This is a genomic window from Mesorhizobium sp. CA16, from assembly GCF_020165175.1.
GTDB lineage: Bacteria > Pseudomonadota > Alphaproteobacteria > Rhizobiales > Rhizobiaceae > Mesorhizobium.
Genome location: NZ_JAIUHP010000019.1, coordinates 13,352 through 34,506, shown reverse-complemented (window position 1 = coordinate 34,506; position 21,155 = coordinate 13,352). Strand labels below are relative to the sequence as shown.

The window sequence follows — 21,155 nt, the reverse complement described above, 5'->3', positions numbered from 1 at the left end:
GGTTCGTTAAGCTACGTTCGAATGATTAAGAGACTGTTTGCCATATGAGCCGTTTCGGACCGCGAGGACCGCGCCGACGCTATGTGGCGAGCCGGCCGCGCAGCCACTGGCGCAAGCTGCTGGACTACGGACTTGCTATCCTTCTGCTTGGTTTGCTCATCCTGGTGGCGGCACGCCTCGACCGCTTCGAGAGGCGCCAGGAGCAAGGCACGGCGATCGTCAATGACGGCGATTCGATCACGCTCGGGGCCGAGCGCATCCGCATGCGCGGCATCGACGCTCCGGAGTATCAGCAGACCTGCCAAAAGGCCGGCGCCGACTATCCCTGCGGCAAGCTGGCGCGGCAGTCGCTGGTGCGCCTGATCGCCGGCAGGCCTGTTGTCTGCAGCGGCTGGCGGCGCGATCGCTACGGCCGCCTGCTCGGCGATTGCAAGGCAGGCGATACCGACCTAAACCAGGCCCAGGTGCAGGCCGGATGGGCGGTTGCCTTCGGCGATTTCGAGACCGAGGAAGCAGCGGCGAGAGCGGCCAAGGCCGGCATGTGGGCAGGCACCTTCGCGGAGCCGCAGGACTGGCGCGACAGCCATCATGGTGCGCCGGTCGAGCGAAAGCACGGCGTGCTGGCCTCGTTCGGCGATGCGTTGCGCGAATTTGTTCGCTTCTGGTGATGGGCTGACCAGCGCCTTATAATCCGGTGGAGAAGCTGGAGGATGGAATGAAGCTGTTCGATGGCGGCCGCGCCCCCAATCCCCGGCGCGTGCGCGTCTTCCTCGCCGAGAAGGGGCTGACGGTGCCGCTGGTGCCTGTCGACATGGGCGCGCTGGAGCATCGCGGCGGGCAGGTGGCTGAGCGCAATCCGCTTCGGCGCCTGCCGGTGCTCGAGCTCGACGACGGCACCATCATAACCGAATCGATCGCCATCTGCCGCTATTTCGAGGAGTTGCATCCCGAACCCGCGCTGTTCGGCAAGGGCGCGCTCGGCAAGGCCGTGGTCGAGATGTGGCAAAGACGTATGGAACTGAACCTGATGAGCAGCGTCGCCGCCGCTTTCCGGCACATCCATCCGGCGATGAAGGAATGGGAAGTGCCGCAAATTCCGGAATGGGGCGAGGCCAACAAACCGAAGGCGATCGAATTCCTGCACCTGCTCGACGACGAACTGGCGGATCGCGAATTCGCCGCCGGCGATGTCTATTCGGTCGCCGACATCACCGGCATGATCGCCATCGACTTCATGAAACCAGCGCGTATCAAGGTGCCGGAAGAGTGCACGAACGTACTGCGCTGGTATGCGGCACTTGCAAGCCGGCCAAGCGCGGCAGCCTGAGCGACAGAAATTGGATAATCTGCCCGATACGAGACAAGCGCTGCAGCGCCTCACCGAAAGGGTGCGGGCCTGCCGCATCTGCGTCGACCAGCCGCTTGGCCGGCCTTTGCCGCATGCGCCGCGGCCGGTGCTGCAGCCGTCCTCCACAGCGCGGGTCCTGCTTGCCGGCCAGGCGCCGGGGACAAAAGTGCATGCGTCGGGCATGCCCTTCACCGATGCCTCGGGAGACCGGCTGCGAAACTGGCTCGGTGTCAGCAGCGATGAGTTCTACGACGCTGAAAAATTCGCTATCGTGCCGATGGGCTTTTGTTTTCCTGGACAGGACGCCAAGGGCAGCGACCTGCCGCCGCGTCGCGAATGCGCGCCGGCCTGGCGCTCGGACCTGATGGCGCTGATGCCGCAGATCGACCTGGTGCTGACCATCGGCGGCTATGCGCAGGCATGGCATATGGGCACGGCACGGCTGCCGTCGCTGACCGAGACGGTCAGGAACTGGCGCGCCATATGGGATGGACCGGCCATGCCGAAAGTGCTGCCGCTGCCGCATCCGTCCTGGCGAAACACCGGCTGGCTGAAGAAGAATCCCTGGTTTGAAATGGATTTGCTGCCCTTTCTCAGGTCGGAAATCCGCTATCGTATTGATTAGCCATTCTGCAAGAAATCACTCGCATTTGCCGCCATCGGCAGAATTTCTTTCTTGTGAAAGGCTCCGGTAAAAGGGATTATAGCCAAACTATTCCCCTGGAGCCTCCCATGGATCGCCTCGATAGAAAAATTCTCCGCCTCTTGCAGGAGGACGCGACGCTCGCGGTCGCCGATGTCGCCAAGAAAGTCGGCTTGTCGACGACGCCATGCTGGCGGCGCATCCAGAAGCTCGAGGAGGAAGGCGTCATCAAGCGTCGCGTCGCCATCCTCGATCATGAGAAGGTCAATGTGCGCGTTACCGTCTTCGTGTCGATCCGCACCAATTCGCACAGCCATGAATGGCTGCGGCGCTTCTCCGAGGTCATCCAGGAATTCCCGGAAGTGGTCGAGTTCTACCGCATGAGCGGCGACGTCGATTACTTGCTGCGCGTGGTGGTGCCCGACATCGCCGCTTACGATGCCTTCTACAAGCGGCTGATTGCCAAGATCGAGATCCGTGACGTCTCGTCGTCCTTCGCCATGGAGCAGATCAAGTACACGACGGAAATTCCGCTCGATTACATGGTGCTGGACAAGGAATCGGGCGCGAACGCGGCGTGACGCTGGTTGCGCCGCTCGGCCCTAATTCTTCTTTTTGTTCAGAAAATTCCACGGCGAGTTGACCGGCAGGGTGACCGTGTCCGGCACGCTGTCGACGCTCGCCACCTCGGCCTTTCGCACCGTGTAGCCCGACTGGACCACCGAGACGCCATCGAGGATGAAAAGCTGGCTTTTCTCCATGCCGGGCTTCAGCACGCCGGTGACTGCGACCGGCTCGTAGGCCTCTTTCATCTTGTAGGGATGCGCCGGCGTCACCAGCACGATCTGATTGGGCGGCGGCGTCGGCATGTGGCTGCAGGCGCCCGTCCACGGCACCAGCAGGAACTGGTAGACGAGGTCGCCGTCACGATCGACCGGCAATGCATATCCGGCTAATTGTATCGTCTTGTCCTGCAAGTTGAGCGACAAGGTCTCGCCGTGGTCAGGCAGTTTTGCCGCGATCATCGGCAGGTTCGCGTCTTCGGCTATCGCTTGCATCGCGGGGCGCAGATCCTTCCAGACAATATGCGCGACATCGCCCGCAGCACCGGCTCCAGTGGCTGCGAGGAGGAGCGCAGCCGCCAGCGCCGCGCATGACTTGAAACGCTTGCTCATGATCGCTCCATCCTCCGCCAGTCCATTTGCTGAATCGAGTAAAAGCGTCGTGACCGATCCGGGCTCACCGACCCAGCCGCATCACATGCCGTCGCGTACCGGCGGTGCCGGTCTCATGGAAGCCCCTCGTAGTAAACATGTCGCGAAAACCCATGAAGCGATAGCTCGGGGCGGCCTCGTCGACGGGATAGGCCTCGATTGTATGTGCGCCTTTGCTGAAGGCATGGTCGATCGCAGCGTCAAGCAAAGCGGAGGCCAGCCCGCCGCCGCGCAGGGCCCTGGGCACATAGAAGCAGACGATCGACCAGATGCCGGTTTCGGTGTCGTCCTGCTGCTTTGAAAGTTCCGGTAGGTCTCGCGTGGCGCGACCGAGCACCAGCCGACCGGCCTGCCGTCCGTCTCAGCGATGATGCCGACCGGGGTGCCTTTGTCGATGAGCGCCATCATCATGCGCTTCTTCTCATCGTTCTGAATGTGTTCGCGGGTGGAATGGCGCCAGGCCATGCACCAGCAATATTTCGGTGCGCCGGGCTGCTCGAACAGGTTTTCGAAGTCGGCAAGTGTCTCTGGCGTCACCCCGACGAACCGAATCCCGGCAAGGTCATGCTTTTGCGGCTGCGAGCCTTTCGAGCTGTCTGGCATCCGTCAGTTCCTTCACCGCATCCTTGCCGATCCAGCGCGCCGTCTTGTCCGGCGATGCCGCTAATCTTTCCGCCAGCGCAAGGGCAGGGGCGTGCAGGCTCATCGACCGTTTGCCGATTTGCCGCAGCGCCCAATTGACCGCCTTGCGGACGAAATTGCGCGGATCGCTGGCATGCTTCTCGATCAGCGGCAGATAGGCCAGGAAGGTCGCGTCCGGCTCTTTCTTGAGATGCACCGCGCTCCAGGCCAACATGGCAAAGGCGGTGCGGCGAACGAATTCGCGTTCGTCTCCAGCGAACTCGTCGATCAATTCGCGCCAGAACGGTGTTTCGGCAAAGAGGTCCGCAACGGTGTCGACGATCTCCCAGCTGTCGAAATCCGCGGCCCAGCGCCGGCATTGATCGATATCGACCTTCTTCGGCTCGCCGGTGAAGGCGGCCATCAGCCGCGCTTCGCGGATGCCGCTGTTCCAGAGCTGCAGCGACCGCTCGTGGTTCCTCTTCAGCTTGCGCGCCAGCAGCCGCAATTGTGAATTGCCGACGCCGAGCGCGCTGGCGGTGTTGATGCCGAAGCGCGCCATGCCCGCCCGATTGTCCTCGGTGCCGACCGAACGCAAATGAGCGACGATGTCGTCGGCGCTCCAGCTCGGATCGGGCAGGGGCATCGTCACCTATCTTTCCAGGCGCGCCAGCAGCGAGGACGTGTCCCAGCGCTTGCCGCCCATGTCCTGCACATCCTTGTAGAACTGGTCGACCAATGCCGTCACCGGCAGCTTGGCGCCGTTGCGATTGGCCTCCGCCAGGCAGATGCCCAGATCCTTGCGCATCCAGTCGACAGCGAAGCCGAAATCATATTTGCCGGCATTCATGGTCTTGTGGCGGTTCTCCATCTGCCAGGAGCCCGCAGCACCCTTGGAGATCACCTCGACGACCTTTTCGATGTCGAGGCCGGCCTTCTTGCCGAAATGGATGCCCTCGGCCAGACCCTGGACGAGGCCCGCGATGGCGATCTGGTTGATCATCTTTGTCAACTGGCCTGCGCCAGCCGATCCCATCAGGCCGACCATGCGGGCGTAGGCGTCGATGACGGGCCTGGCCTTGTCGAAGGCGGCCTCATCGCCGCCGACCATGACGGTCAGCACGCCGTTCTCGGCGCCGGCCTGGCCGCCTGACACCGGCGCGTCGAGGAAGGAGAAGCCCGCCTTGCGCGCGGCGTCGTCAAGCTCGCGCGCGACCTCGGCAGACGCGGTGGTGTTGTCGATGAAGACCGCGCCCTTCTTCATCGCGGCGAAGGCGCCGTTCGCACCGGTCGTGACGGAGCGCAGATCATCGTCGTTGCCGACGCAGGAGAAGACGAATTCCTTGCCTTCGGCTGCCTCGGCCGGCGTCAACGCCAGTTTGCCGCCATGCTCGGCCACCCACCGCTCGGCCTTTGCCTTGGTGCGGTTGTAGACGGTGACGTCATGGCCGCCTTTGTTCCTGAGGTGCCCGGCCATCGGATAGCCCATGACGCCAAGACCGAGAAATGCAACCGATGCCATAGACCTGCCTTCCAACAAAACACAGTTTCCAGTGGCGGAAGGTCTAGGCCATGCGAAAAATTCGTCAAGGCACGCAGCGCTGCATCGACTGGTGCAGGCGGCCGGGCCGCAATCTATCGATGCAGATGGACGGTGATGCGGCGCTCGATCCATTCGACGCCGTGGCGCAGGATCTCGACCATCACCAGATAGACGATCGCCACCCAGATATAGGCCTGGATGTCGAAGGATTTCGCATAAGCGAGCTTGGCGTTGCCCATCAGGTCGTAGACGGTGATGATGGCGACGATCGCGGAGGCCTTGATCATCAGGATGAGCTCGTTGCCATAGGGCCTGAGCGCGACAATGATCGCCTGGGGCATGATCACCTTGCGCAGCGTCTGCAATCTGTGCAGTCCGAGCGAGGCCGCACCTTCCCATTGGCCGCGCGCCACGCTTTCGATGGCGCCGCGCAGGATCTCGGCCTGATAGGCGGCGGTGTTGAGCGAGAAGGCAAAGACGCCGCAATAGAAGGCCTCGCGAAAGAACCACCACAGCCCGACCGTCTCAAGCTCAGGCCGGAACGAGCCGATGCCGTAATAGACCAGGTAGGTCTGCACGAGCAGCGGCGTGCCGCGGAAGAAATAGACGTAGCAATAGGCAAGCGCGGACAAGATCGGGTTCTTCGACATGCGGCCATAGGCGACCGGCAGCGACAGGAGCGCGCCAACGACCATCGAAATGCTCACCAGCGATAGGGTGGTCCCCAGGCCCTGAAGATAGGCGGGAGCATATCTGGCGAAGAATTCGGCGTTCCAGGCATAGACCAGATAGGCGACGATGCCGGCGCCGAACAGCACCCAGATGCCGACCAGCGCGTAGCCGAGGATGCGGACCCGCGGCCAGCCGCGCGCTGGCGGCGGCGGCTTGTCGATGGCGATAGCCTGGCTGACGCTCATCGCGCTTCCCTCCGTCCGAGATAGCGCAGGATATAGCTCGTGGCGATCGACGACAGGACTGCCAGCGCCAGGAAGATCAGCGCCGCGACGCTGTAAAAGAGGAAGGAATGCTTGGTGACGCGCGCGGCGACGCCGGACTGGCGCAGGGTCTCCGCGAGATTGACGACCGAAACCAGCGAGGTGTCCTTGAGCAGGCTCAGCCAACAATTTTCGAGACCCGGAAAAGCGATGCGTATCAGCTGCGGCAGGATCACCAGCCGCATTGTCTGCCATTTCGACAGGCCAATGGCGTAGCCACCCTCATATTGGCCTTTCGGAATGGCGCGGAACGCGGAGAGGAAGACCTCGCTGGCGTAAGAGGAGAAGATCAGCGCCAGCACGATCATGCCGGCGACGAAGCTGTTGACGTCGATAGTTGCGTCCGGATTGAACAGCCGGACGAGATATTGTAGCAGAAGCGGCATGCCGAAGAAGAACAGGAACAGCGTCACCAGTTCCGGCAGGCCGCGAAAGACCGTGGTGTAGATGTTGCCGGCAAGGCGCAGCGACGGCTCTTCATGCTGCTTGGCAAAGGCGACGAAAAAGCCGATTACTAGGCCGATCGGCAGTGTGGCGAGCGCCAGCGCGATGGTGACCAGAACGCCAGAGGCAATGTCGTCACTCCAGCCCTCCGGTCCCCAGCTGAGAAGTGTCCAAATGCTTTGGGCCGGCATTGACGGGTCGTGTCTCCGTGGCGATCCCGGAAGAATCTAAGGGCGGCGAGGCATGCCTCACCGCCCTTGGCTTATCGATCAGGACTCGGCGCCGTAGACGTCGAACTTGAAGTATTTGTCGTTGATTTCCTTGTACTTTCCGTTCTTTCGGATGGTGTCGATCGCTTCATTCAGCTTGTTGACCAGATCGGTCTCGCCCTTGCGCACGGCGATGCCGGCGCCCGGTCCGAAGATTTCGACCGGCTGCGGCGAGGGCTGGCCGAGGATCTTGCAGCAGGCGCCGTCCGGCGAATCCAGCCACTGCTGCAACACAACGATGTCGTCCTCGATCGCATCGAGACGGCCATTGGCGAGGTCAGCCTGTTCCTCGGGGCTGCTCGGATAGCCCTTGATGGTGCTGTCCGTGAAGGTCTTCGACGCATAGTTGTAGTGCGTGGTCGTGGTGGCGACGCCGATGGTCTTGCCGGCGAGATCTTCCTTGGTCACGCCCTTGAGCGGCGAATCCTTCGGCACGGCGATGGCCGACGGGGTGTTGTAGTATTTGTGGGTGAAGTCGACCTTTTCCTGACGCTCGGGCGTGATCGACATCGAGGCGACGATGGCGTCGAACTTGCCGGCCTGGAGCGCCGGGATGATGCCGTCCCAATCCTGCGCGACGAAGGTGCATTTCACCTTCATCTCGTCACAGAGCGCCTTGGCGATATCGATGTCGAAGCCGACCAGCTGGCCGTCCGAAGTCAGGTTGTTGAAGGGCGGGTACGCGCCTTCGGTGCCGATCCTCAGGGTCTTTTCCTGAGCCTGGGCGACGCCGAGTGTCAGCAGCGCGGCCGAAGCGGCGAGCGCGATACGCAGTGCAATACGCATGATAATCCTCTCATATTGTCATGGCCGCTGTCCCGTGCGGCTCTTGTGGGCGGTGCTTTCTTGACCGCCCGCTGAGGCGGATACTCCCACTCTTTGCGAGAAAAAAGCAACTGCAAATCAACGGCAAACGACAATCAGGATGTGCCGCTGCGTTACTTGGTCTGAGCCACGAGACCTGTGCTGCGCTCGATGAAGTCGGCTATCGATTTCGTGTCGTCGAGGTCGAAAACCGGCAGGTCTTCGCCTTCGACCGTGAAGTCGGCGGCGACCGCGACGATGTTGAGATCGTTGGCCGAAAGCGGCGTCCGATCCTTGGCTTCAAGCCGCCTTGCCTCGATCTTCTTATGCGCTTCGCGCTTGTAGCCTTCGACCAGCACGATGTCCGAGGGCGACAACCGCGCCAGAATGTCGTCCAGCGTCGGCTCGTTCTCCTCGCGCAATTCGTGCATCAGCGCCCAGCGCCGGCCGGAGACGATGGCGACCTCTGTCGCGCCCGCCTGGCGGTGGCGGAAGGAGTCGGCGCCCGGCTTGTCGATGTCGAAGTCATGGTGCGCGTGCTTCACCGTCGACACCGTCCAGCCGCGCGCCACCAGCTCTGCAACCAGCTTTTCCGTCAGGGTCGTCTTGCCGGAGTTCTTCCAGCCGGTGATGCCGAATACGCGTCTCATGGCCCGAAGCTTTGCATCAGACGCTCGGCCGCCGCAAGGTCGTCCGGTGTGTTGATGTTGAAGAACGGATCGATCTTTTGGCCGCGAGCCTCGATCATGGGGAACTCGACCTCGACATGGCCGTGCCGCTCCATGAAGGCGGAAACCCGTCGGTTGTCCTCGTCGACCAGGAAATGACGCAAGGCGTCGCGCAGGCCGAGCGGCCAGAGCGCGAAGGTCGGGTGCCATCTGCCGTCGGAGCTGGCGACGGCGATCGTGCCGGGCCGATCGAGCGCTGCCACCACCAGGCGCTCGACGAGGTTGTCGGGAAAGAACGGCGTGTCACCGGCGGCGCTCACCAGCCACCGGCAGCTTGTTTGCTTTGCCGCCCATTCGAGGCCGGTGAGAATGCCTGCGAGCGGGCCGGCATGGCCCGGCACCGTATCTTGGATGACCGGCAGACCCATGCCGGCAAATCGCGCCGGATCGCCGTTCGCGTTGAGCCCCAGTGTGGCGACCTGCGGCCTCAGTCGCGTGGCGACATGGTCGATCAGCCTGGCTTTGCCCAATGAAAGGAGCGGCTTGTCGCCGCCGCCCATCCGGCGCGACTGGCCTCCGGCCAGAATGATCCCCGCAACACTTCGGTCCATTGCGCCTATATGCCGTCCGGTGCCATGTCGGGTCCAGCGCTTTCGGCGGCAGGTTGCTGCCGGCCGACGACGCGCTCGCGGTAGAGCGCATAGAGGCCCGAGCCGATGATGATGGCGGCGCCGACGGTCATCGGCGCATCGGGGATATCGCCGAAAATGACGAGGCCGAGCAGGATCGACCACAATAGCGCGGTGTAGCGGAACGGGGCGATGAAGGAGATGTCGCCCGAGCGCATCGCCATGATGATGAACTGATAGCCGATGAGCACCAGTACCGCCGCCAGCGCCAGAAGCGTGGTCGCCCGGCCGCTCATCGGCGTCCAGCCGCCCATCGGCGACAAAAGCAGCGCGCCCAGCACCGTCATGGCAAGCGCGGTCGCCGTCGACACCAGCATGGTCGGGATCGCGTCGGGGATCCGCTTGGTGGCGAGATCGCGCACCGCGCAGCAGGCGACGCTGGTCAATGCCAGCAACGAGTAGACGCTGAAGCCCTCGAAGCCCGGCCGCACGATGATCAGCACGCCGGTGAAGCCGATGGCAATGGCAAGCCAGCGCCGCCAGCCGACGCCTTCGCCGAAGAACAGCGCCGCGCCCATGGTCACCGCCAGCGGCAGCGCCTGCAGCACGGCCGATACGTTGGCGATCGGCAAATGCGCAAGCGCGATCAGAAACGATACCGTGGCGCCGGCTTCGCCCGCGACGCGCGTCGCCACCATCGGCTGCAGCATGGCCGCCGGATTGGCAAGCGCGCCGCGCCGCCAGGCGAGCAGGCCGACGAACAAGGACGCGAAGGCGCCCCGCACCAGCATGACCTGCGCCATGTTCATCGATTCCGACGAGAATTTGGCGATCGCGTCGTTCAAGGTGAAGCCGACCATGGCCACGATCATGAACAGCGCGCCGCGCAGATTTGGCGAGAGAGGCAAGGGCGTTTCCGGACTATTTTAATTCAGCCGTCTAGCAGGCAGCCGGAAAACAGCAACGGCAAAGAAATGGGCCACGAATTTCTGCGTGGCCCATGAGATCGATTTGCCGAGCTTTGGAAGGCTTACTTCGGCGTCAGCACCTCGGTGCCGTTACCGTTCTGGCCGGCGATGGTCCACAGCCCGTGCAGGGAGCCGTCCTTCTCGATCTTGTAGACGACGAGACCGATCTCCTTGCCCATCGCGTAGCCGGCGGAAAATGCATTGTCGTTACGCATGCAGATGCCGTCCGAGGTCGAGCCGCCGGTTTCCCAGTGGATGGTGCAGGTCGTGTCGCTGGTCAGCGTGATGGTTGCCTCGCCGTCATATTTCGAGCCGTCGAAATTGGTGCCGGCGACGGTGTAGGTGCCGCCGATCGACTGAGCCGCGGCCGATACGGAAGCAACCCCAAGCATTGCCAGTGAAAGCATGAATGTGCGCATGTGCACTCCCCCTAGAGCGATAATCGCGCGCGAAGGCTAGGCTGGAAAAGGTCGGCGGTAAATCGGCCGGAAGGCGACGCCAGCGCTTTATTTTCAGTGTGGGCTCAGGCTGACCTCAAGGGCCGCGCAGGGTCTTGGCGATGGAGCCGGCCAAAGGGTCGTATTTTGCCTTGAGCGCGGCAGGGTATTCGATCCAGACGGTGCGAATGACGTCGTCCTTTCCGAACAGGCGCCGTCGTAAAAAATGTTGCCGTCCTTGGTGCCGGAGAGCACCGCCCAATTCTTGCCGGTCTTGCTGTAGGTGATCTTGTAACCCGGTTCGGTGTTGGCTTTCTCCTGGACGACGAAAGCTTGCGGCGTGTCGCTGTCGATGTTGTAGATGCCGGAACAGGTCAGGCTGGCGCCGTCGGCGCTAACCCATTGCTGTCCGTCGCCATTTTCCGGCTCGGGCATCGGCTTGTTGAAGATGTCGTCGGGAAAAGTGCAGGACTGGCCGAACCGCGCATTCACATAGGTGAAGGGCTTGGCCATCGCGGTCGCCGGCACGATTGTCGACAGGGACAAGATCGCCGCTACCGACGACCAACCGATGCGCTGCGGACGTTTCATGATCCCCCCTTTGGTCGATGACCGAAGGTGATCCTGCACCAAATCGCAGAAAAAATCAGCCGCCGGTGACGCTCATATGCCGAGATACCGATGGGCGGCTGGTGCGGCGGTCGATGACGAAATCATGGCCCTTGGGCTTGCGGCCGATGGCTTCGTCGATCGCCTCGCCGAGCAGCTCGTTGCCTTCGGTGGCGCGCAACGGCGCCCTAAGGTCGGCGGCGTCCTCCTGGCCAAGGCACATGTAGAGCGTGCCGGTGCAGGTCAGCCGCACGCGGTTGCAGCTTTCGCAGAAATTATGCGTCATCGGCGTGATGAAGCCGAGACGGCCGCCGGTCTCCGTGACATGGACATAGCGGGCCGGGCCGCCGGTCTTGTAAGGAATATCGGAGAGCGTGAACTGGCGCTCCAGCGAGGCGCGCAGCAGCGACAGCGGCAGATACTGGTCGGTGCGGTCGGCCTCGATCTCGCCCATCGGCATCGTCTCGATGAGAGTGAGATCCATGCCGCGGCCATGCGCCCAGCGCATCAGCTCGGGGATTTCGGCGTCGTTGAAGTCGCGCAGCGCAACCGCATTGAGCTTGATCTTCAACCCGGCCTTCTGTGCGGCATCGATGCCCTCCATCACCTTGCCGAGATTGCCCCAGCGGGTGATCTGGTGGAATTTCTCGGCATCGAGCGTGTCGAGCGAGACGTTGATGCGCTTGACGCCGCAATCGGCGAGCTCAGCGGCGAAGCGCGACAGCTGCGAGCCGTTGGTGGTCAGCGTCAGCTCTTCCAGGGCGCCGCTCTCCAGATGCCGCGACAGCTGGCGCACCAGATGCATGATGTTCTTGCGAACCAGCGGCTCGCCGCCGGTCAGCCTGAGCTTCCTAACGCCCTTTTCGATGAAAACGGTGCAGAGCCGGTCAAGCTCCTCGAGCGACAACAGATCCTTCTTGGGCAAGAAGGTCATGTCCTCGGCCATGCAATAGGTACAGCGAAAATCGCAGCGGTCGGTGACCGACACGCGCAGATAGCTGATGGTGCGACCGAAGGGGTCGATCATGTCCATTTGCAAACGTTTCCCATGGCCTGAGCGGCACCGTTATATACAGCTATGTGATACGATCCAATGCCGCATTCAAGATAGACGGTCTTGATCTTTGGTAACATTCCCCGGCCGACATCGCGTGTCGGCTGGCTGAAAGCCTTTGTCGGATGCATGTCGTTTGTCCCAGAACCGCTGCCCACTTCTGGGCGACATGCATTGGGCACCGGTCTTTCCGGATCGCGCGAAGCGGCGTAGGGAAGGGCGCAACCCAGAGCATGATGCCGAAAAGTGTGAAGCGGTTTTTCGGACGACATCATGCTCTATCTCTTTGACTTAGAGACGGATTCAGATTTCAGGTCGAACAGACCTGAAATAATCCGGCTCTAGACAGGACAGTCATGACCGCGCCAAAGGAACTCAGGGTCTCGAAGGACCGCAAGCTGCTGACGGTGACCTTCCCGGGCCATCAACCGTTCGAATTGCCGGCGGAGTTTTTGCGCGTGGCTTCGCCATCGGCGGAAGTACAGGGCCATTCGCCGGAGCAGCGGGTGACAGTTCCGGGCAAGCGCAATGTCACGATCCTCAAGATCGAGCCGGTCGGCAATTATGCGGTGCGCATCACCTTCGACGATTTCCACGACACCGGCATCTTCACCTGGAATTATCTGCATACGCTCGGCCACGAAAAGGACGAGCGCTGGAACGCCTATCTCGCCGAGCTGGCCGAGAAGGGGCTGAGCCGGGATCGCTAGCCGGCGCGTGGCAATCCAATGTCGGCAGCCGCCGTCGTCAAGGCGTCATGGACATGGAGTAGCGCCGGCAAAAGGTCAGGAGGCGAAAAAGATGTCGCGCATCACATCCGTCGAGCAGCTCGAGGCCCTCTACGGGCTGCCGGGCGAGGCTTCTGTCGTCAAGGAACTCGACCATGTGATTCCCGAATATGCCGCCTTCATCGAGGCCTCGCCCTTCGTGGCGCTGGCGACGAGCGGGCCCGAGGGCCTCGACTGCTCCCCGCGCGGCGATCTCGCCGGCTTCGTGCGCATTGTCGACGACAAGACTCTGATGATGCCCGACAGGCGCGGCAACAATCGCGCCGATTCGCTGAAGAACATCATTCGCGATCCGCGCGTCGGGCTGCTCTTTCTGGTGCCGGGCTCGGGCACCACGCTGCGCGTCAACGGCCGCGCTCACATCACGACCGATGCCGGGCTTTGCGCGTCCTTCACGGTCGACGGCAAGCCGGCCCGCTCGGTCACTGTCATCGATGTCGATACGGTCTATTTCCAATGCGCCCGCGCTATCGTCCGCTCGGAACTATGGAACCCGGCCAGGCATATCGACCCGAAGTCGCTGCCGACACCCGGCCAGATTCTCGAGATCACCAGCCGTAAGAACATCGACGGCCAGAAGTACGACGAGGAATGGCCGGAAAGAGCGAAGAAGACGATGTGGTGATTGGAAGCCGCGCTCAGGCTTCCTTCAGCACGTCGGCGATCTTGCGCATCTGCTCGCCGATCATGTCGCACTGCTCCGGCGTCGACTGGCTCATCGCCTTCTCGATCAGCGCCATATGAACCTTCAGGGCCTTCATCAGCAGAGCCTCGCCCGCCTCGGTGAGGTTCAGCCGCAGCACCCGCTTGTCCTTCTCGTCGCCTTCGCGACGCAGCAACCCGCGGGCCTCGAGCTGCGGCAACAGCATGGTGATGTTGGAGCGGCCGACGAGCAGCTTGCGGGCAAGGTCGTGCTGCGACATGCCGGGGTGGCGGTAGAGGTTCATCAGCACGTCGAGCTGCGCCGGCTTAAGGTCGAGCGGGCCGAGCTTAACCGCCAGCGTGCGCTCCAGCGCATGGCAGGCGCGCGCCACCGCAACCCAGTTGCGAAAGCGAGGGTTGTCCCAGGGTAGCTCTTGCTTAATGTTCATCTTTGAACTATTATGTTCATGCTTGAACGAATGGATGGACTGCCAATATGGCATCATTTGGAATGAAGGTCATCCGGGGCGTTTTCAGCGCGGCCGAGCATGTTGCGCCGCGTCTCGGCGGCCGTGCCGCCTTTGAATTGTTTTGCCGCACACCAAAGGTCAAGACCTTGAGCGACGGCGAACGCCGAGCCGTCGAGCGTGCCTCAGCCTTCATGGCCGAGGCGCGCCATCACAGGCTGAAAACCAGGACCGATTGCGTCGCAGTGCATGAATTCCGGCCGGAGCCGGGCAGGGAGTCGCGCGGCACCGTGCTCGTCATTCATGGTTGGCGCTCGCGTACCGAATATATGCGCGCCCTTATCGAAGGGTTTCGCGGCGCCGGCTACAAGGTTGTTTCGCTCGACCTGCCTGGGCATGGCCATTCGCTCGGCCGCCATCTCAACATGGTGACTGCCGTGGACGCGGCGCGGGTCGCCGGCGAATGGTTCGGCCCCTTTGCCGCCGTCGTCGGCCATTCCTTCGGCGGCGCGATTGCCGTCAATGCCGTTGCCGCATCGGTCAAGGGCATGCCGCCGCTTGTGGCGCAAAAGCTGGTGCTGATTGCGGCGCCGAGCTCGCTGCCTGCAATCTTCGACGACTTCAGCGATATGATGAATGTCGGGCCGCGCTCGCGCGTCGCCATGGCGGACAGGGTGAGATACCTTTCGGGGCGTCCGCTCAGCGAATTCACCGGCGACCGCCAGCTTGCGGAGGCGTCGGTGCCGACGCTGATCATCCACGCGCCGGACGATCGCGAAGTCCATGCCGATCATGCGAAGCGTTATGCGGGCGCCGGCGAGCATGTCCGCCTGCATTGGGCCGAGGGGCTTGGCCACCGGCGTATCCTCACCGACAGGGAGGTCGTCGCGCGGGCGGTCGGCTTTGTGACTGGGCAGCGGGAAACGGCCCTGCACTAATCGCCTATCAGTCCGCCTTCTTTTTCTGCCCCGCCTCTACGGGCAGGCCCGCTGCTTTCCAGGCGGTATAGCCGCCGAGGATATGCTTGACCGGCGTCAGGCCCATGTCCTGCGCCGTCTTCGTGGCAAGCGCCGAGCGCCAGCCTCCGGCGCAGAAGAAGACGAAGGTCTTGCCGCTGGCGAAGAACGGCTTGTGATACGGGCTTTCGGGATCGATCCAGAATTCCAGCATGCCGCGCGTTACATGCTTGGCGCCGGGGATCTTGCCGTCACGTTCGACCTCGCGCGGGTCGCGCAGATCGACGAAGATCGTGTCCTCATCCTCCAGCAGCCCCGCTGCCTCCTCAGGCGACACGACCTCGATCTCGGCATTCGCCTCGTCGAGAAGCTGGCGATATCCCTTCTTCACTGCACATCCTCCAGGCCGTGGCTCGAGGCCGCCGGAATTTCGATCACAAAGACCGTGGTTTGTCACGCCTTGGCCGTGCCGCACAGAGCGGCCGTCGAATCCGCCGGTGATTCCTGCTTGACGACAGTCCACTCGAAACGCTGCCCGCGTACCTATGTGACTTTTTCGCCTATCGGCAACGCCACGCCTGATTGTCCCGGGTGTCGGAACACTTGGAACGGCCAGCTCGTTTTAGGTCTCACAAGGATGTGAAACCGTTCTGCAACACGGCCGCGAAAATTAATGGAAGCTTAACGAAATCAGTATGAATCGGTATAGTCACGTCATACATCCGCCTTGCGGAGGGCGGGACCGTCCAGCGGCGTGGAACGGGAACCGGTTTCAACCGGTGCGGGTGAAGCATGAAAATCCTCGGAAACAAAAAAGCCGCCCTGCCGATCGCGGTCGCGGCGACTCTTGCCCTCGGGCAGCAGTCGGCAAGCGCGCAAGGGCTGTTCGACATGCTGTTCGGCGGCGGCATCCGGCACAGCCCGCAAGGCGAGTTTCCGCCGCCGCCAAAACCGCGCAAGATGCGGCCGGCCGGAGAGGATGGTGGCGGCGTCAGGATCAGCAGCCCGACCTATAACACCTACAGGGCCGACAAGCTTGTCCGGGTCGATTTCAAATCGCTGCTGCCGGCACCGCAGGCCGCGACCCCTCAGGACGCCGCCTTTGTCCCGTCGGTGACGAGCAATAGCTTCCGTGATGCCGTCGCAGGCTTGAGCGACTACGAGTTGTTTGCCGAGCCGAATATCGCCAAGGCGCTGATCGCCTATTATTCGGCCAATCCGGATTTCATCTGGGTGAGCGACAATACCCCCAACAGCCGGGCGCAGGATGCAGTGCGCGTCCTGGGGGAGGCGGCGAGTTATGGCCTGACGCCGGCCGACTATTCCGTCGATGTCCCGGCAGCCGCCAATTCCGCCGCCACACCGGAAGAGCGGACCAAGGAACTGGTCCGCTTCGAGATGGCGCTGTCGGCCCGCGTGCTGCGCTATGCCCATGATGCCCAGAGCGGCCGCGTCGATCCCAACCGGATGACCGGCTATTACGATTTCCCGGCCAAGCCGCTCGATCTCGAAGGCGTGCTGAAGACGCTGGCGCATACCCAGGAGGTCCGCACCTATCTCGAATCGCGCCACCCGCAGAATGCCGAATACCAGGCGCTGCGCGTCGAGCTGGAAGCGCTCGAGGCGAGCGAGGAAAACGAGATCGTCGTCGATCCCAAGCTCCTGCTCAAACCCGGCGAAAGCAGCCCGGAATTGCCAAAGTTGCTGGCGCTTATTTCCCGTAATCTCGATGACGAGATGGGTGGCAGCTATGGCGAAGTGCTCGCGAGGCTCGGCAAGAGCGAGCTCTACGATCCCGAGCTGGTGCCGGTGATCAAGGCGGTGCAGCAGCGCGCCGGCATGAAGGGCGACGGTGTCATCGGCCCGCGCACGGTGGCTTCATTGGCCGGCGCCTCAAAGGCGGACAAGGTCGAGAAGGTCAAGGTCGCGCTCGAGGAACTGCGCTGGATGCCGTCTGATCTCGGCAGCCCGCGCGTCTTCATCAACCAGCCCGCCTTCACCGCCAGCTATATCGACAATGGTGAGGAGAAGCTGAAGACCCGCGCGGTCATCGGCCGGGTCACCAACCAGACCGCCTTCTTCTACAACCAGATCAAGCAGGTCGACTTCCATCCTTATTGGGGCGTGCCGCAGTCGATCATCGTCAACGAGATGCTGCCAAGACTGCGCGGCGATCCGGGCTATCTCGACCGCGCCGGCTATGAGGTGACGGATTCGCGCGGCAAGCGCATCCCGTCGGCGGCGGTCGATTGGGGTGCCTATGGCGCCAACATTCCGTTCAGCGTGCGTCAGCAGCCGAGCGAGGCCAATGCGCTGGGCGAGTTGAAGATCCTCTTCCCCAACAAGCATGCCATCTACATGCACGACACGCCGCAGAAGTCGTTCTTCGAGCGCGACATGCGCGCGCTCAGCCATGGCTGCGTGCGGCTACAGGATCCGCGCGGCATGGCCGCCGCCGTGTTGGGCACCACGGTCGACGATATCGCCGAGAAGCTGAAGCACGGCCATTCGACCGAGAATGTCACGCGCGTCATTCCGGTCTATGTCGCCTATTTCACCGCATGGCCGGACATGTCCGGCAAGGTCGAGTATTTCGACGACGTCTATGGCCGCGATTCCAAGCTGATGCAGGCGCTCGACGCGACCGAAGCGGTGCGCACGCCATCAAGCTGAGCGCTTTTTACTCCAAGCAATTCCGGATGGAAGGTTACCGCGAAGCCGCCGAGCCCTGACCGCTTCACACTTTTCCTGGAATTGCTTTGATCAACGGCCGGCGCAATCCGGCGTTGCGCCCGGCGATCAGCGAATAGATCAGGCCGGCCACGAGGCCGCCGCCGGCGATGATGCCCATGTCCGCCCAGCGTTCCGGATCATTGGCGGCGTCCGGCCAGATCAGCATGAAACCGGCTGCCGCGGCAGCGGCGCCGAACAGCATATGCAGCCAGAAGCTCCGCAGCGAAAAGAACTCGGCGATCATTGCAAAGACCAGCGTCTGCATACCCGTCAGGATGATCGTCAGAAAGTAGATGAACATGCCGAGCGGCGGCACCACCAGCGCGGCGACCGGCGTGAACGCCATAAGCTCGAAATAACCCGGAGCATTGGGCAGCGAACTCAATATCGCGTAGATCACCACCACGGCTATCAACCCGACAAGCACCGCGATCAGATAGCCGACAAGCACCATCAGGATGCGCTTCAGGACGTAGCCAATCATTGCCATGCGCCCCCGTGCCCGCAATCATGGCGGGCAGTCAGCCACCAAAGCTGTGACGATGCAAGGGCGGTCCGTCGCGTTGGAACGCGGCACAGGAGCGTTCAGGCGCTAGGTCAGGATGACGTTTCGTTGAATCGCCATCCGATCGAACTCTTGTTGGAGACGATCTTCTCTGAAAACCGGTTCCCACTTGTCGGGATAATGCTCTAACGCACAATGCCGGGGATCGGGCAGGGGTCCATTTGCCCCTAGTAGGCTTGGCGGAATGGCCGCAGGCGGACGCGGCCTATTTGGGTTCGCCGGTCACGGGATCGTAGGTGATTTGGACCTTGGCCTTGTCCGTCGTGTAGTAGGTGATGGTGTAGCCGTCGCTATCCCATTCGACTTCCTTCACATAGCGGAAGTCTGTGCGGTGCTCGACCTTGGCGACGATCTCCGAGAGCTTCTTGGCATTTTGCGACGGCAGTGGCTGGTCGTCCGCCGCAAAGGCTTGTCCACTGATAAGCAGGAAAGCGATACCGGTTGCTGAAACAACATTGCGCATGAGAGCCCTCAAATCTCGTCGGCGTCAGTGCCGTCAGAAACTCGCGCGCAGGCAGGTTGGTTCCGCAGCGCCGCAATAACTGACTTTTGCGGCGCATGCCTCGATGCGGCCGCAGGAGCCGGTCAATATTGCCTGGCGGAGAAAATGTAAGAACTTCAATTGGTAAGGTTCCACTTTGGATGTGTCTCCTGAGTAATGAACCACTAACCATGCGCCGGAGGGTGAATTCGCCATATTAGCTGTTCGTGGTAGAGCTTTCGGCAAGACCCTGATAGAATTCTGGTCATAAGAGGGTGGCAACAGTGCGCCGGGCCTGCCGAGGATTTCCGTCGGCAGCCGGCGACGCGTTTCTTTGAGCGCAGGTCGCCCGTTCTGGACTGCAGCGGGACTGGGGGCTCAATCATGGCTGAACGGAATTATACCCGTCAGCTTGCGACAATCATTTCAATCGACGCCGTAGGATTCTCGAGGCTTATGGGCATCGACGACGAGTTGGCTGTTGCCGCCTTCGAGGAAAGGCGCGACATCATCGCCGACAGTTGCGGAGCATTTGGCGGGCGCACGTTCGGCGATGCCGGCGACAGCATCATGGCCGAATTCGGCAATCCAATCGAAGCCTTGCGGGCAGCCTTCGATTTCCAGGCCCGGATCGTGGCGCTGAATGCCGCTGTCGCCGAGGACATGCGCATGCCTTTTCGCGCCGGGATAAACACCGGCGACGTCATCGTCCGGGAGGGCCGTCTCTACGGCGACGACGTAAATATCGCGGCCAGGCTTCAGGAATTCGCGCCGCATGACGGCGTCGCCATCTCGGCGACGACGTGGCATCACGTGAAGGACAAGACGGCGGCCGTCTTCACCGATCTCGGCGAGTTCAGCCTGAAGAACATCGCCCTGCCGGTGCGGGTCCTGATCGCCGGTCGCGGCGGCAACGGCCCTGCCGCGACGGCTTCCTTCGCTTCCATTCCCGCCACGCCCGGTCATTCCAGGCCGATCGCCAAGGGCCCGCCGGCAATCGCCGTGCTGCCGTTCCAGGGCAACGGAAGCGAACCCGATGTCGGCTACATGGCCGACGGTATCGCCGAGGACATCATCTACGGTCTTTCCAACACGCGCTGGCTTTCGGTCATCGCCAAGGGCTCGAGTTTCCAGTTTCGGGACGACAGCCTCGGCACAAGGCTCATCGGCAACGCGCTGGGTGCCCGCTACATCGTCAGCGGCACGTTGGCGCGCTCCAACAGGCAGATCCGCCTCAATACGTCGCTCACCGATACCTCGAACGGGCGCCTGGTCTGGTCGCAACGTTTCGACCGCGATCTCGTCGATATCTTCAGCCTGCGCGACCAGATCGGCAGCGAGATCGTTTCCATCCTCGACAAGGAGGTCGACCGCGCCGAGCAGGCGCGCACGTTCCAGGTGCCGTGGGAAAGCCTCGAGACCTGGCAACTGGTCAGGCGCGGCCGCTGGCACATGAACAGGCGGACACGTCGCGATACCGAAATCGCGCTCGACTTCTTCGACAAGGCCTACCAGGAAGATCCGAATTCGAGCGCCGTGCTCAACGAGCTCGCATGGTGGTATTTCTGGAGGGCATGGCTGCGCTTCGGCGACAGCGACGATCTGGAGAAAGTCGAGACGCTTGCGCGCAAGGCGCTGCTGATGGACAGCCTCGATGCGCGTCCGCATGCCTATCTCGGCGCAGCCGACATCATGCGCGGCCAGCCGGCATTGGCGGCCGAGCATCTTGCCGAAGCGATCCACATCAATCCGAGCTTCGCCTTCGCCCGCTCGGCCATGGGCAGCGCACACCTTTTGCTTGGCGATGCGACCAGCGCGATCCCCTTCTTCCTCGACACTGACCGATTGAGCCCGTTCGACCTCTATCGCTTCCATAATCTGGGGGAACTGGCCGCGGCCTATTGCTTCGTCGAGGACTGGCAGGCCGCGATCGCCACCGCCGAGCGCTCGCTCAACCTGTCGCCAGGTTACTTCTACGCAAGATTCCTGAAGATAGGCGCCCTGATGAGAAGCGGTCGGCGCGACGAGGCGGCGCATGAACTCGCGATTTTCATGACCAGGCACCCCGATTTTTCCGAGCAGAGGATACGCTGGATACCATTCGTGGACCCAGCCAAGAACAATTTCCTGATCGGCAATTTCGATCAGGCCAAGTCTGCCGCATGATCGCCGGGGCCGACAACAAATGACTGTGAACGAATTCACATACGCCGGACCGATGCAAACCTAGGCCAGACAATGCCGGCATCGTATTGACGTGGATAGCCGGGGGGCTTG

General features: G+C 62.3%; 26 protein-coding genes. 9 read left to right on the top strand and 17 right to left on the bottom strand.

The annotated features are described in order from the left end of the window. Positions 1 to 44 precede the first annotated feature (44 nt). The 4 genes from LB525_RS23680 to LB525_RS23665 all read left to right on the top strand — a co-directional run bounded on the left by LB525_RS23680 (position 45) and on the right by LB525_RS23665 (position 2,572). Entirely contained in the window at positions 45 to 668 is a 624-nt protein-coding gene (locus tag LB525_RS23680) for a thermonuclease family protein (RefSeq protein WP_224547765.1), read from the top strand. 47 nt (positions 669 to 715) lie between these two features. Continuing rightward, positions 716 to 1,327 (top strand): glutathione S-transferase, encoded by a 612-nt coding sequence (locus tag LB525_RS23675; RefSeq protein ID WP_140843278.1) that lies wholly within the window; start codon positions 716 to 718, stop codon positions 1,325 to 1,327. A gap of 10 nt (positions 1,328 to 1,337) precedes the next feature. Further along, entirely contained in the window at positions 1,338 to 1,973 is a 636-nt protein-coding gene (locus LB525_RS23670; protein ID WP_224547763.1) for a uracil-DNA glycosylase family protein, read from the top strand. A 107-nt stretch (positions 1,974 to 2,080) separates the two neighbouring features. After that, positions 2,081 to 2,572 (top strand): Lrp/AsnC family transcriptional regulator, encoded by a 492-nt coding sequence (locus tag LB525_RS23665; protein WP_006205209.1) that lies wholly within the window; start codon positions 2,081 to 2,083, stop codon positions 2,570 to 2,572. Between the two features lie 21 nt (positions 2,573 to 2,593). Here the strand turns inward: LB525_RS23665 and LB525_RS23660 are convergent, their stop codons facing one another. From LB525_RS23660 to moaA, 13 genes are all read right to left on the bottom strand, one after another. Then, positions 2,594 to 3,166, bottom strand: coding sequence for a DUF3299 domain-containing protein (locus LB525_RS23660; protein WP_224547762.1), 573 nt, complete (start codon positions 3,164 to 3,166; stop codon positions 2,594 to 2,596). Positions 3,167 to 3,230: 64 nt separating this feature from the next. Further along, positions 3,231 to 3,542 carry a GNAT family N-acetyltransferase gene (locus tag LB525_RS23655; RefSeq protein WP_224547751.1) on the bottom strand — a complete coding sequence of 104 codons (312 nt, stop codon included), beginning with the start codon at positions 3,540 to 3,542 and terminating at the stop codon, positions 3,231 to 3,233. Between the two features lie 225 nt (positions 3,543 to 3,767). Continuing rightward, positions 3,768 to 4,472: a DNA alkylation repair protein gene (locus LB525_RS23650; protein WP_224547958.1), complete on the bottom strand. Its 705-nt coding sequence runs from the start codon at positions 4,470 to 4,472 to the stop codon at positions 3,768 to 3,770. A gap of 6 nt (positions 4,473 to 4,478) precedes the next feature. After that, positions 4,479 to 5,348: an NAD(P)-dependent oxidoreductase gene (locus tag LB525_RS23645; RefSeq protein ID WP_224547749.1), complete on the bottom strand. Its 870-nt coding sequence runs from the start codon at positions 5,346 to 5,348 to the stop codon at positions 4,479 to 4,481. A gap of 113 nt (positions 5,349 to 5,461) precedes the next feature. Continuing rightward, positions 5,462 to 6,286 carry an ABC transporter permease gene (locus LB525_RS23640; RefSeq protein WP_140843290.1) on the bottom strand — a complete coding sequence of 275 codons (825 nt, stop codon included), beginning with the start codon at positions 6,284 to 6,286 and terminating at the stop codon, positions 5,462 to 5,464. Then, positions 6,283 to 6,999, bottom strand: a complete 717-nt coding sequence (locus tag LB525_RS23635) for an ABC transporter permease (protein WP_224547740.1) — start codon at positions 6,997 to 6,999, stop codon at positions 6,283 to 6,285. Before LB525_RS23635 ends, LB525_RS23640 begins: the two co-directional genes overlap by 4 nt. A gap of 78 nt (positions 7,000 to 7,077) precedes the next feature. Continuing rightward, the gene (locus LB525_RS23630) at positions 7,078 to 7,863 is read right to left on the bottom strand and encodes an ABC transporter substrate-binding protein (protein ID WP_224547738.1); all 786 of its coding nucleotides are present in this window, start codon (positions 7,861 to 7,863) and stop codon (positions 7,078 to 7,080) included. Positions 7,864 to 8,015: 152 nt separating this feature from the next. Next, entirely contained in the window at positions 8,016 to 8,531 is a 516-nt protein-coding gene (gene mobB, locus LB525_RS23625) for a molybdopterin-guanine dinucleotide biosynthesis protein B (RefSeq protein ID WP_224547736.1), read from the bottom strand. After that, positions 8,528 to 9,160, bottom strand: coding sequence for a molybdenum cofactor guanylyltransferase MobA (gene mobA, locus LB525_RS23620; RefSeq protein ID WP_224547734.1), 633 nt, complete (start codon positions 9,158 to 9,160; stop codon positions 8,528 to 8,530). Before mobA ends, mobB begins: the two co-directional genes overlap by 4 nt. Before the next feature lie 5 nt (positions 9,161 to 9,165). Continuing rightward, complete coding sequence (locus LB525_RS23615) at positions 9,166 to 10,086, bottom strand: DMT family transporter (protein ID WP_224547732.1); 921 nt, start codon at positions 10,084 to 10,086, stop codon at positions 9,166 to 9,168. 122 nt (positions 10,087 to 10,208) lie between these two features. Beyond that, on the bottom strand, positions 10,209 to 10,565 hold the full coding sequence (locus LB525_RS23610; protein ID WP_140628062.1) for a hypothetical protein: 357 nt from the start codon (positions 10,563 to 10,565) through the stop codon (positions 10,209 to 10,211). A 93-nt stretch (positions 10,566 to 10,658) separates the two neighbouring features. After that, on the bottom strand, positions 10,659 to 11,174 hold the full coding sequence (locus LB525_RS23605; RefSeq protein WP_224547722.1) for a hypothetical protein: 516 nt from the start codon (positions 11,172 to 11,174) through the stop codon (positions 10,659 to 10,661). A gap of 55 nt (positions 11,175 to 11,229) precedes the next feature. Continuing rightward, the gene (moaA, locus tag LB525_RS23600) at positions 11,230 to 12,225 is read right to left on the bottom strand and encodes a GTP 3',8-cyclase MoaA (protein ID WP_095765403.1); all 996 of its coding nucleotides are present in this window, start codon (positions 12,223 to 12,225) and stop codon (positions 11,230 to 11,232) included. Between the two features lie 377 nt (positions 12,226 to 12,602). On the opposite strand from moaA, the gene LB525_RS23595 reads away from it, so the two are divergent. Then, on the top strand, positions 12,603 to 12,956 hold the full coding sequence (locus LB525_RS23595; RefSeq protein ID WP_224547720.1) for a gamma-butyrobetaine hydroxylase-like domain-containing protein: 354 nt from the start codon (positions 12,603 to 12,605) through the stop codon (positions 12,954 to 12,956). Between the two features lie 91 nt (positions 12,957 to 13,047). Further along, complete coding sequence (locus tag LB525_RS23590) at positions 13,048 to 13,659, top strand: pyridoxamine 5'-phosphate oxidase family protein (protein WP_224547718.1); 612 nt, start codon at positions 13,048 to 13,050, stop codon at positions 13,657 to 13,659. A gap of 13 nt (positions 13,660 to 13,672) precedes the next feature. On the opposite strand, the gene LB525_RS23585 is transcribed toward LB525_RS23590, so the two are convergent. Further along, positions 13,673 to 14,125: a MarR family winged helix-turn-helix transcriptional regulator gene (locus LB525_RS23585; RefSeq protein WP_224547716.1), complete on the bottom strand. Its 453-nt coding sequence runs from the start codon at positions 14,123 to 14,125 to the stop codon at positions 13,673 to 13,675. Between the two features lie 47 nt (positions 14,126 to 14,172). Here LB525_RS23585 and LB525_RS23580 point away from each other — a divergent pair, with 47 nt between their 5' ends. Then, positions 14,173 to 15,081, top strand: a complete 909-nt coding sequence (locus LB525_RS23580; protein ID WP_224547715.1) for an alpha/beta hydrolase — start codon at positions 14,173 to 14,175, stop codon at positions 15,079 to 15,081. A 7-nt stretch (positions 15,082 to 15,088) separates the two neighbouring features. Here LB525_RS23580 and LB525_RS23575 read toward each other — a convergent pair whose 3' ends face one another. Next, the gene (locus tag LB525_RS23575) at positions 15,089 to 15,490 is read right to left on the bottom strand and encodes a rhodanese-like domain-containing protein (protein ID WP_224547713.1); all 402 of its coding nucleotides are present in this window, start codon (positions 15,488 to 15,490) and stop codon (positions 15,089 to 15,091) included. Between the two features lie 401 nt (positions 15,491 to 15,891). Between LB525_RS23575 and LB525_RS23570 the strand changes: the two genes are divergently transcribed. Further along, a complete protein-coding gene (locus LB525_RS23570) occupies positions 15,892 to 17,772 on the top strand; it encodes a murein L,D-transpeptidase (protein ID WP_224547711.1) in 1,881 nt (626 codons plus the stop codon). 64 nt (positions 17,773 to 17,836) lie between these two features. On the opposite strand, the gene LB525_RS23565 is transcribed toward LB525_RS23570, so the two are convergent. Further along, positions 17,837 to 18,316, bottom strand: coding sequence for a hypothetical protein (locus LB525_RS23565; RefSeq protein WP_411971044.1), 480 nt, complete (start codon positions 18,314 to 18,316; stop codon positions 17,837 to 17,839). A gap of 286 nt (positions 18,317 to 18,602) precedes the next feature. Further along, positions 18,603 to 18,860 carry a PepSY domain-containing protein gene (locus LB525_RS23560; protein ID WP_224547698.1) on the bottom strand — a complete coding sequence of 86 codons (258 nt, stop codon included), beginning with the start codon at positions 18,858 to 18,860 and terminating at the stop codon, positions 18,603 to 18,605. Positions 18,861 to 19,262: 402 nt separating this feature from the next. On the opposite strand from LB525_RS23560, the gene LB525_RS23555 reads away from it, so the two are divergent. Continuing rightward, the gene (locus LB525_RS23555; protein WP_224547696.1) at positions 19,263 to 21,044 is read left to right on the top strand and encodes an adenylate/guanylate cyclase domain-containing protein; all 1,782 of its coding nucleotides are present in this window, start codon (positions 19,263 to 19,265) and stop codon (positions 21,042 to 21,044) included. Positions 21,045 to 21,155 lie beyond the last annotated feature (111 nt).

Bases quoted from the DNA above. Each gene is read 5' to 3' on its own strand.
- LB525_RS23680 (WP_224547765.1), top strand. From the start codon at position 45: ATGAGCCGTTTCGGACCGCGAGGACCGCGCCGACGCTATGTGGCGAGC.
- LB525_RS23675 (WP_140843278.1), top strand. From the start codon at position 716: ATGAAGCTGTTCGATGGCGGCCGCGCCCCCAATCCCCGGCGCGTGCGC.
- LB525_RS23665 (WP_006205209.1), top strand. From the start codon at position 2,081: ATGGATCGCCTCGATAGAAAAATTCTCCGCCTCTTGCAGGAGGACGCG.
- LB525_RS23660 (WP_224547762.1), bottom strand. From the start codon at position 3,166: ATGAGCAAGCGTTTCAAGTCATGCGCGGCGCTGGCGGCTGCGCTCCTC.
- LB525_RS23650 (WP_224547958.1), bottom strand. From the start codon at position 4,472: ATGCCCCTGCCCGATCCGAGCTGGAGCGCCGACGACATCGTCGCTCAT.
- LB525_RS23645 (WP_224547749.1), bottom strand. From the start codon at position 5,348: ATGGCATCGGTTGCATTTCTCGGTCTTGGCGTCATGGGCTATCCGATG.
- LB525_RS23640 (WP_140843290.1), bottom strand. From the start codon at position 6,286: ATGAGCGTCAGCCAGGCTATCGCCATCGACAAGCCGCCGCCGCCAGCG.
- LB525_RS23635 (WP_224547740.1), bottom strand. From the start codon at position 6,999: ATGCCGGCCCAAAGCATTTGGACACTTCTCAGCTGGGGACCGGAGGGC.
- LB525_RS23630 (WP_224547738.1), bottom strand. From the start codon at position 7,863: ATGCGTATTGCACTGCGTATCGCGCTCGCCGCTTCGGCCGCGCTGCTG.
- mobB (WP_224547736.1), bottom strand. From the start codon at position 8,531: ATGAGACGCGTATTCGGCATCACCGGCTGGAAGAACTCCGGCAAGACG.
- mobA (WP_224547734.1), bottom strand. From the start codon at position 9,160: ATGGACCGAAGTGTTGCGGGGATCATTCTGGCCGGAGGCCAGTCGCGC.
- LB525_RS23610 (WP_140628062.1), bottom strand. From the start codon at position 10,565: ATGCGCACATTCATGCTTTCACTGGCAATGCTTGGGGTTGCTTCCGTA.
- LB525_RS23605 (WP_224547722.1), bottom strand. From the start codon at position 11,174: ATGAAACGTCCGCAGCGCATCGGTTGGTCGTCGGTAGCGGCGATCTTG.
- moaA (WP_095765403.1), bottom strand. From the start codon at position 12,225: ATGGACATGATCGACCCCTTCGGTCGCACCATCAGCTATCTGCGCGTG.
- LB525_RS23595 (WP_224547720.1), top strand. From the start codon at position 12,603: ATGACCGCGCCAAAGGAACTCAGGGTCTCGAAGGACCGCAAGCTGCTG.
- LB525_RS23590 (WP_224547718.1), top strand. From the start codon at position 13,048: ATGTCGCGCATCACATCCGTCGAGCAGCTCGAGGCCCTCTACGGGCTG.
- LB525_RS23585 (WP_224547716.1), bottom strand. From the start codon at position 14,125: ATGAACATTAAGCAAGAGCTACCCTGGGACAACCCTCGCTTTCGCAAC.
- LB525_RS23580 (WP_224547715.1), top strand. From the start codon at position 14,173: ATGGCATCATTTGGAATGAAGGTCATCCGGGGCGTTTTCAGCGCGGCC.
- LB525_RS23570 (WP_224547711.1), top strand. From the start codon at position 15,892: ATGAAAATCCTCGGAAACAAAAAAGCCGCCCTGCCGATCGCGGTCGCG.
- LB525_RS23565 (WP_411971044.1), bottom strand. From the start codon at position 18,316: ATGATTGGCTACGTCCTGAAGCGCATCCTGATGGTGCTTGTCGGCTAT.
- LB525_RS23560 (WP_224547698.1), bottom strand. From the start codon at position 18,860: ATGCGCAATGTTGTTTCAGCAACCGGTATCGCTTTCCTGCTTATCAGT.
- LB525_RS23555 (WP_224547696.1), top strand. From the start codon at position 19,263: ATGGCTGAACGGAATTATACCCGTCAGCTTGCGACAATCATTTCAATC.